Below are 14,347 nucleotides of genomic sequence, written 5' to 3'. Positions count from 1 at the left end.
CCTGCGGAACTTGCTCAAGGAAATAGCATGAATCGACAAGCCCTCGTGACAATCGACTTGAGCGAGATCAACTCGCCACGCCAGTTGCATGCGGCCCTGGCTACCGCGCTGGGTTTCCCATCCTTCTATGGCATGAACTGGGATGCGTTCTGGGATGCCATCACGGGCCTCGTGGACATGCCGCAACAGCTGGAGCTGCACGGGTGGCCAGCCTTTGCGGCACGCCTGCCCGGCGAGGCCGCCATCCTGCAGCGCATCCTGGCGCGCATGGCACAGGAAATGCCGGTCGTGGCAGCGCACGTGCTTTACGTGTAAGACGGAAACGCTTGACAGTCCGGCCCGACTTCCCTTACATTAAGTGCATGTCCTCCTTCAAACATCCATCCCCTTCCCTGCTGTCGCTATCGCGACTACTGCTAGCACGCGCATAAGTTTGCCGCTTTGCTTCGCCTGGCCACACGCCGGCGTGTTTCAAAAAACCCTGGAAGGTTTGATGATGTTTGCACCATCCCCATTCGTACACGTAATCCCCACTGCGACCGCCCCCGCTGGCATCGCAGCCGCTCTGCTACCGCTACCGATCGCTTGCCTGGCCTAGTGTCTCGTGGCCGCCCGGCAAGCTTGCGCCACAACCATTGATTTTCCCCTATCTTCAGGAGTACCCGATCATGATGTTGCAAAACCCAGCTTCCAAATACCGCGCCTTTCCTCCAGTTAAATTGACCGACCGTCAATGGCCGAACCAGATCATCAGCAAACCGCCTATCTGGATGAGCACCGACTTGCGTGACGGCAACCAGTCGCTGATCGAGCCGATGAGCGCGGAAAAGAAGCTGCGTTTCTTCGAGATGCTGATCGCCATCGGCCTGAAGGAAATCGAAGTAGGTTTCCCATCGGCATCGCAGACGGATTTCGATTTCGTGCGCAAGCTCGTCGATGAAGGCCGCATCCCGGACGACGTCACCATCATCGTGCTGACACAGTCGCGTGAAGAACTGATACGCCGCACGGTGGAATCCGTCGTCGGCGCCAAGCGCGCCATCGTCCACCTGTACAACTCCGTGGCGCCCGTGTTCCGTAAGGTCGTGTTCGGCATGTCGCGCGAAGAAATCACGAATATCGCCACCACCGGCACCACCCTCGTCAAACAGCTGGTGGCCCAGCATCCGCAAACGGAATGGGGCTTTGAATACACGCCGGAATCGTTCTCGACCACGGAACTCGATTTCTCCAAGCATATCTGCGACGCCGTCAGCGCCATCTGGAAGCCGACGCCGGCCAACAAGATGATCATCAACCTGCCGTCGACCGTGGAATGCAGCACGCCCAACGTCTATGCGGACCAGATCGAATGGATGTCGCGCAAGCTGGCGCGCCGCGATTCCATCATCATCAGCGTGCACCCGCATAACGACCGCGGCACGGCCGTCGCGTCGGCCGAGCTGGCAGTGATGGCGGGCGCCGACCGCGTGGAAGGCTGTTTGTTCGGCAATGGCGAGCGCACGGGCAACGTCGACCTGGTGACATTGGCGATGAATTTGTACACGCAAGGCGTGCACCCGGGCCTCGATTTCTCCGACATCGACAGCGTGCGCAAATGCGTGGAAGAGTGCAACCAGTTGCCCGTCCACCCGCGCCACCCATATGCGGGCGACCTGGTATTTACGGCCTTCTCCGGCTCGCACCAGGATGCGATCAAGAAAGGTTTCGCCAAGCAACAACCGGACAGCATCTGGGAAGTGCCGTACTTGCCGATCGACCCGGCCGACCTGGGCCGCAGCTACGACGCCGTGATCCGCGTCAACAGCCAGTCCGGCAAGGGCGGCATGGCGTACTTGCTGGAACAGGAATACGGCCTGGTCTTGCCGCGCCGCCTGCAGATCGAATTCTCGCGCGCCGTGCAAGCGGTGGCCGACGCCACGGGCCGCGAAATCGCCGCGCAGGATATCCATGAAATCTTCCAGCAGGAATACCTGGAGCAGACGGCGCCGTACGCCTACGCTTCGCACCGCATGGTGGAAGACACGAGCAGCGACGAATCCGTGCAAATCGACATCAGCCTGTCGCACCGCCAGACGCCGCTGGCCCTGCAAGGTGGCGGCAACGGCCCCATCGATGCCTTCGTCAACGCGCTCGGTCTCGACATCAAGCTGATGGATTACCATGAACACTCGATCGGCTCCGGCGCCAACGCGCAAGCGGCTTGCTACGTGGAATTGCGCCTCGATAACGGTCCGACCCTGTTCGGCGCCGCCATCGACAGCAATATCGTCACCGCCTCGTTCAAAGCAGTCTTGTCGGCCGTGAACCGCCGCATCGGGCAAACAGAGGCCGAAAAAACAACAGCGACCGACGTGGCTGCCAGCGCTGCCTGAACACGGATCAAGCATCCCTCATAGGGAGAAAAAGCGGTACGGCTTGATCGCCGTGCCGCTTTTTCATTTCTATAAGGCAATTAGTAGTGCAAATCAGGTATCGCCAGCCGTATAATTGTTTCATAACAAGACCACCGGAGACAGATCATTAGCTACCGAGGGAATCAGTATGAAATTAACGGATATGAAGATAGGCGTGCGCCTGGGCGCCGGTTTTGGCGTGGTGCTGCTGCTGATGGCAGTGCTGGTGGGCACGGGCCTTTTCCGGCTGGACAAGATCGGCGCGCTCAGCGAAGCCATCATCGAGAAAGACTGGGCCAAGGCCGACGCCATCGCCACCATCCGCAGCACCACGCGTTCGAACGCGGCACTGGTGCTGGAACTGTTCATCCATGAAGATCCGGCCCGCGCCAACGCCATCCATGGTGAAATCGACGCCAACAAGGCCACCATCACCGATGCGCTGGTCATCCTCGACCGCCTGATCGTGCTGCCTGAAGGCAAGGAACTGCTGGCCACGCTGAAGCAGCAGCGCAAGGCCTATGTCGTCTCGTTCAGCCAGGCCGACAAGCTGCTGGTGGCGGGACAGCGCGCGGAAGCGGCCACGCATGTGCGCGACGATACCCTGCCCGCCCTGAATCAATTGCAAAAGTCCGTGAACCGCCTCAATGAACTCCAGCGCGAAGTGGTCGTGCAGGGTGGCCAGCAAATCAAACAGAATATTTCCGCAGCCAATGTGCTGATGGCCAGCCTGGGCACGGCCGCCCTGCTGCTGGGTGTGCTCTTTGCGTGGCGGGTCACGCGCTCGATCACCACGCCGATCGCGTATGCCCTGCGCGTGGCGCAAGCCGTGGCCGGAGGCGACTTGAGCAGCAAAATCGTGGCCGACGGCAAGGATGAAGCGGGCCAGCTGCTGCAGGCGCTGCGCGACATGAACACCAACCTGGCCACCCTGGTGGGGCAAGTGCGCGGCGGCACGGGCACGATTGCCGTGGCGTCGAGCCAGATCGCCAGCGGCAATGCCGACCTGTCGGCCCGCACGGAAGCACAGGCCAGTGCGCTCGAAGAGACGGCCTCGTCGATGATCGAACTGACGGGTACCGTGCGCAGCAACAGCGACAATGCGCGTCAGGCCGACAGCCTGGCCCGTTCGGCGTCAGCCATCGCCCAGCGCGGCGGCTCGGCCATGGCGGAAGTGGTCGGTACCATGGACGCCATCAATGCGTCGTCGCGCAAGATCGTCGACATCATCGCCGTCATCGACGGCATCGCTTTCCAGACGAATATCCTGGCCCTGAACGCGGCCGTCGAGGCCGCGCGTGCCGGTGAACAGGGACGCGGCTTTGCCGTCGTGGCCTCCGAAGTGCGCAACCTGGCGCAACGCTCGGCTGCGGCAGCGAAGGAAATCAAGGAACTGATCGCCGATTCCGTCGACCGGGTCGGCCAGGGCGCGCAGCTGGTCAGCCAGGCGGGCGCCACGATGGATGAAGTGGTGGCCAGCGTGGGCCGGGTCAGCGCCATCGTCGGTGAAATCAGCGTTGCCAACCACGAGCAAAGCGAAGGCATCGAGCAGATCAATGCCGCCATCATGCAGATGGACCAGACGACGCAGCAAAACGCGGCCCTCGTCGAGGAAGCGGCTGCGGCTGCGGCGGCCATGCATGAACAGGCGGGCGAACTGGAAACCCTCGTCAGCCAGTTCAAGCTGGAACAGAACGCCGATGGCAAAGCGCCGCCACCTGCTGTACCGCGCCTGAACTAGGCAGATTAGTCCACCTGGCGTGCCAGGCGGATGCCGGAAAATTGCCAGCGCGCGCCGGCGGGGAAGAAATTGCGGTAGCTGGCGCGCGCATGGCCAGCCGGCGTGGCGCAGGACGAGCCACGCAACACATACTGGTTCAGCATGAACTTGCCGTTGTATTCACCGAGCGCCCCGGGCGCCGTGCGGTAGCCCGGATACGGCGCGTAGCTGCTGCTGGTCCATTGCCAGCAGTGGCCGAACATTTGCCGCAAGCCCGTTCCCGGCGCGCCGGCGGCCGCCGGATGCAGCTGGCCCACTTCCACGGCGACGCCTTGCGCCGCCAGCTCCCACTCCGCTTCCGTCGGCAGGCGCGCGCCAGCCCAGTGCGCATAGGCGTCCGCCTCGAACAGGGACAGATGCGTGGCCGGCGCCCGCAGGTCGAGCGGACGCAAACCGAACAAGGTGAATTCCTGCCAGTGTCCCGCCTCGTCGCGCTGCCAGTACAGCGGACATTCCAGCTGCTGGCTGCGTACCCAGTCCCAGCCTTCAGCCAGCCATAAATGCGCCGTGCGGTAGCCGCCCGCCTCGATGAAGGCGAGAAATTCCCCATTCGTCACGAGCGCGCTGGCCAGTTCGAACGGCGCCACGTATTGCGGGTGGCGCGGCAATTCATTGTCGAAACAGAAGCCATCGCCCGCATGGCCGATCTGCGCCAGGCCGCCTTCAAAGGCAAGCCAGGCCGTGGGTTGCGCGGCTTGCCGCGCTGGCGCGGGCGCAGTATCCAGGTAAGCGGGAAACAGGGCGCTCTGCGCGAGCAGGTGCTTGACGTCCGTCAACAGCAACTCCTGGTGCTGCTGTTCGTGCTCGAGACCCAGCGCCAGCAGCATGGTCAGCCGTTCGCGCTCGTCGCGCGCCAGTTCGCCCGCCAGCAAACGCGCGATGCGCGCATCGACGTCGGCCCGGTAAGCGCGCACCTGCGCCATGCCGGGGCGCGTCAGCAAGCCCCGCTGGGCGCGCGGGTGCTTCTCGCCCACGCCGTTGTAATAGGAATTGAACAGCACGCGGAAGGCCGGGTGGAATGGCGCGAACGCCGCTTCCATGCTTTCCAGAATAAACGTTTCGAAAAACCAGGTCGTATGCGCGAGATGCCATTTCACGGGACTGGCGTCCGGCATCGACTGGGCGCCGCAATCCTCGTCGGACAGCGGTTCGGCCAGCAGCAGCGAGTGCTGGCGCACCTTGTTATAGTGATCGATCAGCATCTGTTTCTTAATCCCTGATAACCCGCGCGTAGATGACGGCAAACCACTGCTGCGGGTCCGTCCAGACTTGTACGGTGGAAAATCCGGCCTGTTCCAGCAAGCCGACGAAGGTGGCGCGCGTGTATTTGTAGCTGTCTTCTGTATGGATGCGCTCACCTTTCGCAAAGCGCCGCTGGCCGCCTTTCCAATGCACAAGCTGCTCGCTGCGCGCTTCCAGGTGCATTTCGACGCGGCGCTCGTCGGCGTTGAAAAAGCCATGGTGCTGCCACGCGCGCACGTCGAAGTCGGCGCCGATCAGGCCGTTCACGTGGCGCAGCATGTTCAGGTTGAAGGCGGCCGTGACGCCCAGCGCATCGTCATAGGCGGCGTCGAGGATGGCGTCATCCTTGATCAGGTCGACGCCGATCAGCAGGCCGCCATCACCGTCCGCATTCGCGCGCAGGCGGCGCAAAAAGGCGGCCGCTTGCTCAGGCGCAAAATTGCCGATCGACGATCCGGGGTAGAAGAACAGGCGCCGCGCGTCGCGCACGCTGTCGGGCAAGTCCAGGCGGCTGGAGAAATCCAGGCCCAGACCCGTCATCTCGATGTGCGGAAAGCGCTGCTGCAGCCGGCTCAGCGATTCACTGAGGAAATCGTAGGAAATATCCACGGCCACGTACTGGGCCGGGTGCAGCAGCGGGAACAGGCTGGCGGCCTTGGCGCAATTGCCCGCGCCCAAGTCAATCAGGGTGCTGCCCGGCCCCACGGCGTGCGCGATCTCGGCGCCGTGACGGGCGAAGATGGCCGCTTCCGTGCGCGTCGGATAGTACTCGGGCAAGGCGCAGATGGCTTCGAACAGTTTCGAACCGAGCGCGTCGTACAGGTATTTGGGCGAGGTCCAGGCATTGCGCGCCAGCAGGCCGCTGCTGATCTCGGCTATCGTGGCAGGAGTGGCGCTGGCCGCTTCTGCGTTGCTGGCGGGATACAAATTGGACTGCTGTTGCGCAAGTGGCATGGTCATGGGCTGGCGTCGTCAATGTTAGGTTCACGAAGGGCTTGCACGGTCAGCCAACGGGCGCGCCGCCCCTGCCATAGCGGTTTGCAGGCGCCTTGCCGATGACTTTTTTCCATCATAACGGAATCCGCACAAGCCAGCCGTGCGGCAGGTAACTTAAGGTCAAACAGGCTGCGCACAGAAAAATTGGTATTACCAAGCAAAAAGCATAAGCCTGTCGTATACTACACATTGCCGGCCAAACAATCCGCGCGCCATTGCAGTTCCCAGGCCCCCCTCTCCCCCGCGTGCCTCCCTTTACGATAGCCGTTAACACCATGCTCGAATTGCGCCATCTGTCGAAGTCCTATGCCAACGCCCGTCCCGTGCTGGCCAACATTTCCTGCCGCTTCAAGGCCGGGGAATTCATCGCCATCATGGGCGATTCGGGCGTGGGCAAGTCGACCTTGCTGAACCTGATCGCCGGCCTCGATACGCCCGATGCGGGTGCCGAAGCGCACCCTATCCTGGTGGACGGCATTGCCATGTCCAGCCTCGATGACGCCGCCGCGACCCGGCTGCGTCGCGCCCGCATGGGCTTTATTTTCCAGGCCTTCCACGTCTTGCCGCACCTGACCCTGCTGCAAAACGTGGCCCTGCCGCTGCTGCTCAACGGACTGCCCCAGGAGCGTGCCGCCAGCATGCTCGAGGCCGTCGGCCTGGGCGGACGCGGCGGCGATTTTCCGCAGCAGTTGTCGGGCGGCGAAATGCAGCGCGTGGCCATTGCCCGCGCGCTCGTGCACAAACCGGCGCTGGTGCTGGCCGACGAGCCCACCGGCAACCTCGACCCTGACACGGCGCACAGCATCCTGCAATTGCTGCGCGCCGAAATCAAGGCCAACGGCAGTTGCGCCATCATGGTCACGCATTCGCTGGCCGCCGCTGAAATGGCGGACCGGACCATGATTCTGACGAAAAGCGGCTTACAAAATACAACAACGGTCAACCAAATTGATCAAACAATCAGTTAATTTAACTGACCATCTGTCACAAGTTTTGTTATCGTAGTATTATTGAAAACACTTGCCTGGTTATCAATGTTGTAACGCGCATGTTGTCACGTCACCCAGACAGCCGTACTGCGATGACGAACTTTAGCCGGGACCGCATACAGTGGTCTCGTCCCTTGCATAACCTGAAGGAGGAGTAAATGAACGTTCGGCAAAAGAAGCTGGAAATGATTGAAGCGATGAACCGGGCGCGTGCGCTCGAACCATCGAGTTTTGTCCCCAACAAGCTGCTCGATACCTTGATCGAGAAGTTGAACTTGAAAAATGATGCGGAATTGTGCCGTGTCCTGGAAGTTCAGCCTCCCATCATCAGCAAGATTCGACACGGCAAACTGTCGGTCGGTGCAACGATTTTATTGCGCATGCATGAAAAATCGGACATCACCATCCGCGAACTGAAGGAACTGTCCGCCACGCCAGTCCATTAACTTGCCCGCTGTTGTAATGCCATGCCAGGCACCCCAGGTTCCCGGCGCAATGAACTTTTGCCATACAATTCGCGTAGTTCGCTCACCGCACAACATCCGAGCACGATAGCGAAGAGACCCAGCCCAAACCATGCTGACCGTTTCTCTGCCCTGCCGCTCCAGCACGCCTGCTCCGGCTTCTCCCCTGCATTTCCACTCAAACTTGATCTGACACAACACGCATAGTCCCCGCAGGCATCAAGGTCAGCTTTTAACCAGCGATCCCAACCGCATGTCCAGCGATCCCCTTGCGCCGCCCGTGCTGCGCCTGACGCTCACGCGCGATCCCCTCGCCAGCGCCGGCGACTGCCCCGCCGCGCCCGGCTGGCACGCCGAAACCCACGTCCTGTCCAGCGCGCGCGGCATCGGCAGTTGCCGCACCGTGCTCGACATCGGCCCGGACGACGTGGTGCAACTGCTGCTGTGCGACGGCAGTTCGCTGCTGGCGGGCAGCCTCGACCTGCCGCGCTACCTGGGTCCGGCCACGGTGGCGCGCGACGGTGCGCCCGCCAGCATCGAAGTGGGGCTGGCCCTGCGCCCGCAAGCGGCGCGCCAGCCGCCCGGCGCCAGCCGCGACGGCCTGGGCGCCTGGATGCTGCGGGCCGTGCGCGTGTACCGCTGCGGCGCCGCCGCCATGACGGCGCTGGCGGCGGCGGGCGCCTTCCAGGACCGCCAGCTGGAACAGCGCCTGGGCCTGTACCGCTGCGGCATCGAGGCGGGCAGCATGACGGCCGTCGCCAGCCTGCCCGCCGGGCCGGAACCGGTACTGCTGCTGTTGCACGGCACAGCCTCGTCGACCCAGCGCAGCTTTGGCGGCCTGTGGCGCAACGGCCTGGCGCCGCAACTGGCGGCGCAGTACGGCAACCGCATCTACGGCTATGAACACCGCAGCCTCAGCGACAGCCCCATCGAGAATGCGCTGGCCCTCGTGCGCCAGTTGCCGCACGGCGCCGTGCTGCACCTGCTGGCCCATTCGCGCGGCGGCCTGGTGGGCGAATTGCTGGCGCGCGCGCAGCGCATCGACAGCCGCGGCGCCGTCGACCTGGCCGGCGACGGCCTCGAGCGGTTGAGCGAAAACACGGTGGGCGGCGAAGCGTTCAACAGCCACGATATCGAACATTTCACGGCGCAGGCGCGGCTGGGCGGACGCGGCGGCTACGACGAGGATGCGGCGCGCCTGCGCGCACTCAGCGTGGAACTGAAGACGCGCGCCATCCGCATCGCCCGCTTCGTGCGCGTGGCTTGCCCGGCGCGCGGCACCACCCTGATGTCGGGCCGCCTCGACCGCTGGGCCAGCGTGATGTTCAACCTGCTGCTGCACGGCGGCGTTCCCGATGGCGCCATGGCCTTCCTGCTGGCCGTGGTGCGGCAGCGCTGCGACGCGCGCATCCTGCCCGGCCTGGAAGCGATGATGCCCGACTCGCCGCTGGTGGCGCTGCTCAACGCGCCCGACGTGCGCGTGGCCAGTCCGCTGCACGTGCTGGCCGGCGCCTGCAGCGGCGATGGCTTGCTGGGCTGGCTGGGCGACTGCCTCGGCGACCAGCTGTATGGCGGGCAGAACGACCTGGTGGTCAATTGCGCCTCGATGGCCGGCGGCGCCACGCGCAGCACGCCGGTGCGGCAACTGCTGCTGCGCGGGCCGCACACGCACCACCTGAACTATTTCGAGCGCGCGCCGTCCAGCCAGGCCGCCGTGCAGGTGCTCACCGGCGACGAGGCAGCCTACCAGCCGCTGCCCGGCATCGAGCACGGCCCGCTGGCGCGCGGCGGTGAAGTGCCGAAACGGCGCGCGCACGCGCCCATCGTGCTGCTGCTGCCCGACATCATGGGCAGCCACCTGCAAGTGGGCAGCAACCGCATCTGGTTCGACCCCGTCAACCTCGTCGAAGGGCGCATCGAACGCCTGGCTGTGGGCCAGCCGCACATCGTCAGCGCCGGCTGGATCGAGTCCTGCTATGAACCGTTTGCCCGCTTTCTCGCGCAAAGCCAGGAAGTGCGGCCCTTTACCTATGACTGGCGCCTCTCGCTGCAGCACTCCAGCAGCGCCTTCCTGCCCGTGCTCGACGACGCCATGCGCGACGCGGAACAGCGCGGCCAACCGTTGCGCATCGTTGCCCACGGCATGGGCGGCCTAGTGGCACGCCTGGCTCTGAAAGACCGCTGGCAACGCTTCGGCGCCCTGCCCGGCAGCCGATTGCTGCAGGTGGGCACGGCCAACCGCGGCACGCAGGCGATGGTGCAAGTGCTGCTGGGACGCGACCGGCTGGTGCAGATGCTGGCGTGCTGGATAGGCTGGAAGCACACGCGGCGCCAGTTTCTCGGCTTCGTGCGCGCCTTTCCCGGCGTGCTGGACATGCTGCCGTGGCCGCAGGCGGCCGGCGTCGATTATTTCGACGCCAATACATGGGCGCAGCTGGCCGCCGGCGACGCGCAAGCGAACCTGCCCGGTGGCTGGCAGGCGCCCGAGGTCCAAGCGCTGGCAGCGGCCCGCGCCACCGTGGCCTTGCTGGAAGCGGCACCGCTCGAGGCCCGCCTTTGCAGCTACCTGGCCGGCTGCGCCGCCACGCCGGTGGCGCTGCGCCTGCGCGACGGCGGCATCGAGACGGCCTGGTCGCCGGACGGCGATGGCCGCACGGCCTGGCAAGGCGCGGTGCCCGACGGCGTGGCGGGCTGCTACCTGCCAGTGGCGCATGGCGATCTGCTGCTGCAAAAAGACTACTACCCGGCCATCGCGCAGCTGCTCGACAACGGCCAGGCCGCCGCCCTGCCCCGTCACCCGCCGCACGCGCCCGGCGGCGCCCCGCCCCGCTTTCATCCCTACGTGCCCGAGGCAACGCCGCTGTACCCGCAGCCGCAGGAATTGCTCGACGCGGCCATCGGCGCCGCCGGCCCGGCCAGCACGCCGGAAAGCCGCGCGCCGCAGCTGAGCCTATCCGTCATTCACGGCAGCATGGCTTCGGCCGACGCGCCCGTCATGAGCGGCTGCTACGCGTCCGAATCGCTGCGCGGCAGCATGAGTTTTCTCGACCGCCTGCTGGCAGGCAAGCTGCAGGAAATCCACGCGCTGGGCCGCTTTCCGCAGCGCCCCGACTCCGCCCTCGTGGTACTGCAGCCCGATGCGGCGCGCCGGCCCGGCGGCGCCATCGTCATCGGCCTGGGCGCGCTGGGCGAACTGACGCCGGGCGAACTGGCGCGCGCCTTTGCCGGCGGCCTGCTCGAATACGCGTGCGTCTGCCTGCAGGTGCGCGCCGCCGGCCACGTGGCCGCGCCGCCGATGGGTGAGCACGGCCTGCGCGTGGCCAGCCTGCTGTCCGGTTCCGGCTACGGCGGCTTGAGCATCGCCCTGTGCGCGCGGGCCCTGATCGACGGCGCGCGCAGCGCCAACCGGCGCCTCGAAGACGCGGGCATGGCGTGCCGCATCGGCCACATCGCCATCTATGAACAGTCCGAGGCGCGCGCCATCGCCGCCGCCGTGGCCATCGAGCAGATCATGGCAGAAGCGCGCTACCAGGGCAGCTTCACGTTCGAGCGGCGCATCCGCCACAGCCCCGGCGGCTACCGGCGCATCCTGCCCAGCCTGAGCGGCGACAATGGCTGGCGCCGCGTGCAGATCGTCGCCGCCGACCTCTCCGGCGCCCTGCGTTTCACCGTGCTGACGGACCGCGCCCACAACAGCGTCGACGAGGAGCCGAACCAGCGGCAAGCCGTCGATGGCCTGATCATGGATGCCACCGACAACACCACCGACCAGCCGGGCCTGTCGCGCGCCCTGTACGAACTGATGCTGCCCAATGGCCTGAAGGCGGCCATCCCCGAGATGCGCGGCCTGATCCTGGCCGTCGACCAGAGCGCCGCCATCTATCCGTGGGAACTGATGCGCGACGAGGCGGGCAGCGAGGAAAGCCCGTTGTCCACGCGCATCGGCATGGTGCGCCAGCTGGCCAGCCTGCGCGAGCAGCCGTCCGCCGTCAGCCCGCCCAGCAACAGCGTGCTGGTGATCGGCGACACCGATTCCGGCCTGCCCGAACTGCCCGCCGCGCAGGCCGAGGCGCAGGACGTGGCGCACATGTTCGGCACGTACGGCTACCAGGTGCGCGAGCTGCTGCGCCCGCAGGCCCAGCGCGTGCTCGTGCACCTGTTCGACGAGCGCTATTTCGCCATCCACCTGGCCGGCCATGGCGAAGTGGCCGGCCCCGGCATCGCCCATACGGGCCTGGTGCTGGGACCGAAGACGCGGCTGACGGCGGCGCAGGTGGGTAAATTGAAGCGCGTGCCGCAATTCGTCTTCATCAATTGCTGCCATCTGGGCGACATGCGCCCGGACGCCATCGCGCCATGGTCGAAACTGGCCGCCAGCCTGGCCACGGCCTTCATTGAAATGGGTTCGCAGGCCGTGATCGCGGCCGGCTGGCGCATCGACGACCAGGCGGCCAGCATCTTCGCGCACAGCTTTTATCACGCCATGCTGAGCGGCGAATATTTCGGCGACGCCGTGCGCCTGGCGCGCGAGGCGGCGTACCTGCAGTTCCCCGCGTCGAACACCTGGGGCGCCTACCAGGCGTACGGCGACGACCGCTACCGCTTTCCGAACACCCAGAGCCGGCCCTGGCAAGCGCCCGACTACCACTACCACGGCCATTTGCTGGCCGATCTGGAAACCCTGCACGCGCGCCTGGCGGGCGCCGATCCTGCACGCCGCGCGGCCATCGAGGAAAAGCTGGGCAGCATCGAGGAAGCCGTGCGCGCCCGCTTCTTCGGCTGCGCCGACATCCGCGAAAACATGGCCGCCACGCGCGCCGGCCTCGGTGGTCTGGAGAACACCCTGCGCGCCATCGAACACTACCGGGCGGCGCACAGCGCGGCCGACGGCAAGGTGGGCTTGCGCGCGCTGGCGCACTGGGCGGAACTGGAGATACGCCAGGGCGCGGCCCTGTGCGGCCTCGATGCGGGCGCCGGCATCGAGGTGCCGGCCGTGCCCGATATGGCGCAGGGACGCCAGTTGCTTCAGGATGGAAAACAGCATATCGACCTGCTGGTGGCGCTGGCGCCCACGGCACAGCGCCTGGCCCTGCTGGGACGCTACTGGGCCTTGCAGGCACGCCTGGCCTGCCGTGAAGGAAACTCGGGCGCGCCGGCCCTGCGCGCCATGACGGATGCCTGCCTGGCCGCGCTGGAAGAAGCGCGGCGGCGCAGCGGCGTGGCCGACTGCGACCTGATTTTTCAGGTGCTGGCGGGTGCCCTGCTGCTGAAAGCCCATGGCGACAGCGGCGCGTGGCGCGCGCTCGACCCGCAGCTGGGCGACTTGCTGCACGACGCCATCGCCTATGCGCGCCAGCGCCACGCGGACGAACACCGCGCCATCGATGCCGGCGCCCCCGTGCGCGCCGCCCTGCTGGCGGCCCTGTGGCAGGTGCCGGACGGCCAGCCCTTCGACGCGCCCGCGCGCGCCGCCTTTCTGGCCCTGTACCACGACGCCGTGCGGCGCCACGGCAGCATCGGCGAACCCGAAACGATCACGACGCCGCTGCGCTTCCTGCTCGAACTGCTGCCATCCGACAGCCCGGACACCGCCTTGCGCAGCGCCGTGCAGGCGCTGGCCGGCCAGCTGCAGGCATCATTCCCCGCTATCAGCCAGGTACTACCCCGTAGTGGCGCGCATAGCGTTCGTCCAGATTCGCCAGCGGCATCATCATGAACATATCGGCGCTTTCGAAATCAGGATCCCACGCCGGTTCGCCGCAAATCCAGGCGCCCGAACGCAGATAGCCCTTGATCAGCGGCGGCACTTGCGGCTTGTGCGCCGCTTCCACCTGGTGGATGGGGAAAGGCAGGTGCGGCGTGACGCGGTATTCGCTTGGGGCCATGTGCTTTTCGGCCAGCGCCTGGTACACGGCGACGGCGTTATGGCCGCCATCGGCCAGGCTGATGCTGGCGCAGCCGACCAGGTAGTCGCAGCGCTCGCGGCGCATGTACTCGGCCAGGCCCGACCACAGCAGCATGATCACGCTGCCGCCCCGGTATTTCGGGTGGATGCAGGCGCGGCCCGCCTCGACCATGCGTCCGCGCAGGTTCTTCAGGCGGCTCAGATCGAACTCGTTTTCCGAATACAGCCGGCCGATCTTGGCCGCCTTGGCCGCGCTCAGCACGCGGTAGGTGCCCACCACTTTCAGGGTGTCGGCGTCGCGCACGATCAGGTGATCGCAGTGCGCGTCGAATTCATCGCTGTCGAGGCCATCGGCGTTCGCCAGCGACGTCAGCCCCATGGTCTCGATAAACACTTTGTAACGCAAACGCTGCACTTCGCGCAATTCCGACGCTGTCGTGGCCTGGCTCAGCACCAGTTGGACCGGACGGGCCTTGGCTTCGTTTGATGCGAGTATGTTTTGCATGGTTTCATCCCTGTGATCAAGACGACTCCAGCGTACTTGCCTAATATGTCAAGAAAATGACAGCCGAATG

General features: G+C 65.4%; 9 protein-coding genes. 6 read left to right on the top strand and 3 right to left on the bottom strand.

The genetic code is table 11. The features are described from left to right. Nucleotides 1–27: 27 nt before the first annotated feature. From AC4BCN_RS12160 to AC4BCN_RS12150, 3 genes are all read left to right on the top strand, one after another. On the top strand, nt 28–315 hold the full coding sequence (locus tag AC4BCN_RS12160) for a barstar family protein (RefSeq protein WP_128139713.1): 288 nt from the start codon (nt 28–30) through the stop codon (nt 313–315). A 353-nt stretch (nt 316–668) separates the two neighbouring features. After that, a complete protein-coding gene (gene leuA / locus AC4BCN_RS12155) occupies nt 669–2,375 on the top strand; it encodes a 2-isopropylmalate synthase (protein ID WP_490493397.1) in 1,707 nt (568 codons plus the stop codon). 169 nt (nt 2,376–2,544) lie between these two features. Continuing rightward, nucleotides 2,545–4,137, top strand: a complete 1,593-nt coding sequence (locus tag AC4BCN_RS12150; protein WP_490493396.1) for a methyl-accepting chemotaxis protein — start codon at nt 2,545–2,547, stop codon at nt 4,135–4,137. 5 nt (nt 4,138–4,142) lie between these two features. On the opposite strand, the gene egtB is transcribed toward AC4BCN_RS12150, so the two are convergent. Together egtB and egtD are read right to left on the bottom strand one after the other, a co-directional pair. Continuing rightward, on the bottom strand, nt 4,143–5,378 hold the full coding sequence (gene egtB / locus AC4BCN_RS12145) for an ergothioneine biosynthesis protein EgtB (protein ID WP_490493395.1): 1,236 nt from the start codon (nt 5,376–5,378) through the stop codon (nt 4,143–4,145). A gap of 7 nt (nt 5,379–5,385) precedes the next feature. Next, a complete protein-coding gene (egtD, locus tag AC4BCN_RS12140; RefSeq protein ID WP_490493394.1) occupies nt 5,386–6,378 on the bottom strand; it encodes an L-histidine N(alpha)-methyltransferase in 993 nt (330 codons plus the stop codon). Nucleotides 6,379–6,689: 311 nt separating this feature from the next. Here egtD and AC4BCN_RS12135 point away from each other — a divergent pair, with 311 nt between their 5' ends. From AC4BCN_RS12135 to AC4BCN_RS12125, 3 genes are all read left to right on the top strand, one after another. Then, nucleotides 6,690–7,382 carry an ABC transporter ATP-binding protein gene (locus tag AC4BCN_RS12135; RefSeq protein WP_070219534.1) on the top strand — a complete coding sequence of 231 codons (693 nt, stop codon included), beginning with the start codon at nt 6,690–6,692 and terminating at the stop codon, nt 7,380–7,382. Between the two features lie 179 nt (nt 7,383–7,561). Next, nucleotides 7,562–7,849 carry a hypothetical protein gene (locus AC4BCN_RS12130; protein WP_034757399.1) on the top strand — a complete coding sequence of 96 codons (288 nt, stop codon included), beginning with the start codon at nt 7,562–7,564 and terminating at the stop codon, nt 7,847–7,849. A gap of 271 nt (nt 7,850–8,120) precedes the next feature. Continuing rightward, nucleotides 8,121–13,583: a CHAT domain-containing protein gene (locus AC4BCN_RS12125; RefSeq protein ID WP_490493393.1), complete on the top strand. Its 5,463-nt coding sequence runs from the start codon at nt 8,121–8,123 to the stop codon at nt 13,581–13,583. Here AC4BCN_RS12125 and AC4BCN_RS12120 read toward each other — a convergent pair. Then, nucleotides 13,516–14,277 (bottom strand): GNAT family N-acetyltransferase, encoded by a 762-nt coding sequence (locus tag AC4BCN_RS12120; RefSeq protein ID WP_490493392.1) that lies wholly within the window; start codon nt 14,275–14,277, stop codon nt 13,516–13,518. The two genes, AC4BCN_RS12125 and AC4BCN_RS12120, sit on opposite strands and share 68 nt — an antisense overlap. Between the last annotated feature and the right edge of the window lie 70 nt (nt 14,278–14,347).

It is taken from the genome of Janthinobacterium sp. Bl 1 (assembly GCF_058215535.1).
This window is presented reverse-complemented; position numbering and strand designations above follow the sequence as displayed.

What these genes read in the sequence shown, in the direction of transcription:
- AC4BCN_RS12160 (WP_128139713.1), top strand. Translation starts at nt 28, where the DNA reads ATGAATCGACAAGCCCTCGTGACAATCGACTTGAGCGAGATCAACTCG.
- leuA (WP_490493397.1), top strand. Translation starts at nt 669, where the DNA reads ATGATGTTGCAAAACCCAGCTTCCAAATACCGCGCCTTTCCTCCAGTT.
- AC4BCN_RS12150 (WP_490493396.1), top strand. Translation starts at nt 2,545, where the DNA reads ATGAAATTAACGGATATGAAGATAGGCGTGCGCCTGGGCGCCGGTTTT.
- egtB (WP_490493395.1), bottom strand. Translation starts at nt 5,378, where the DNA reads ATGCTGATCGATCACTATAACAAGGTGCGCCAGCACTCGCTGCTGCTG.
- egtD (WP_490493394.1), bottom strand. Translation starts at nt 6,378, where the DNA reads ATGACCATGCCACTTGCGCAACAGCAGTCCAATTTGTATCCCGCCAGC.
- AC4BCN_RS12135 (WP_070219534.1), top strand. Translation starts at nt 6,690, where the DNA reads ATGCTCGAATTGCGCCATCTGTCGAAGTCCTATGCCAACGCCCGTCCC.
- AC4BCN_RS12130 (WP_034757399.1), top strand. Translation starts at nt 7,562, where the DNA reads ATGAACGTTCGGCAAAAGAAGCTGGAAATGATTGAAGCGATGAACCGG.
- AC4BCN_RS12125 (WP_490493393.1), top strand. Translation starts at nt 8,121, where the DNA reads ATGTCCAGCGATCCCCTTGCGCCGCCCGTGCTGCGCCTGACGCTCACG.
- AC4BCN_RS12120 (WP_490493392.1), bottom strand. Translation starts at nt 14,277, where the DNA reads ATGCAAAACATACTCGCATCAAACGAAGCCAAGGCCCGTCCGGTCCAA.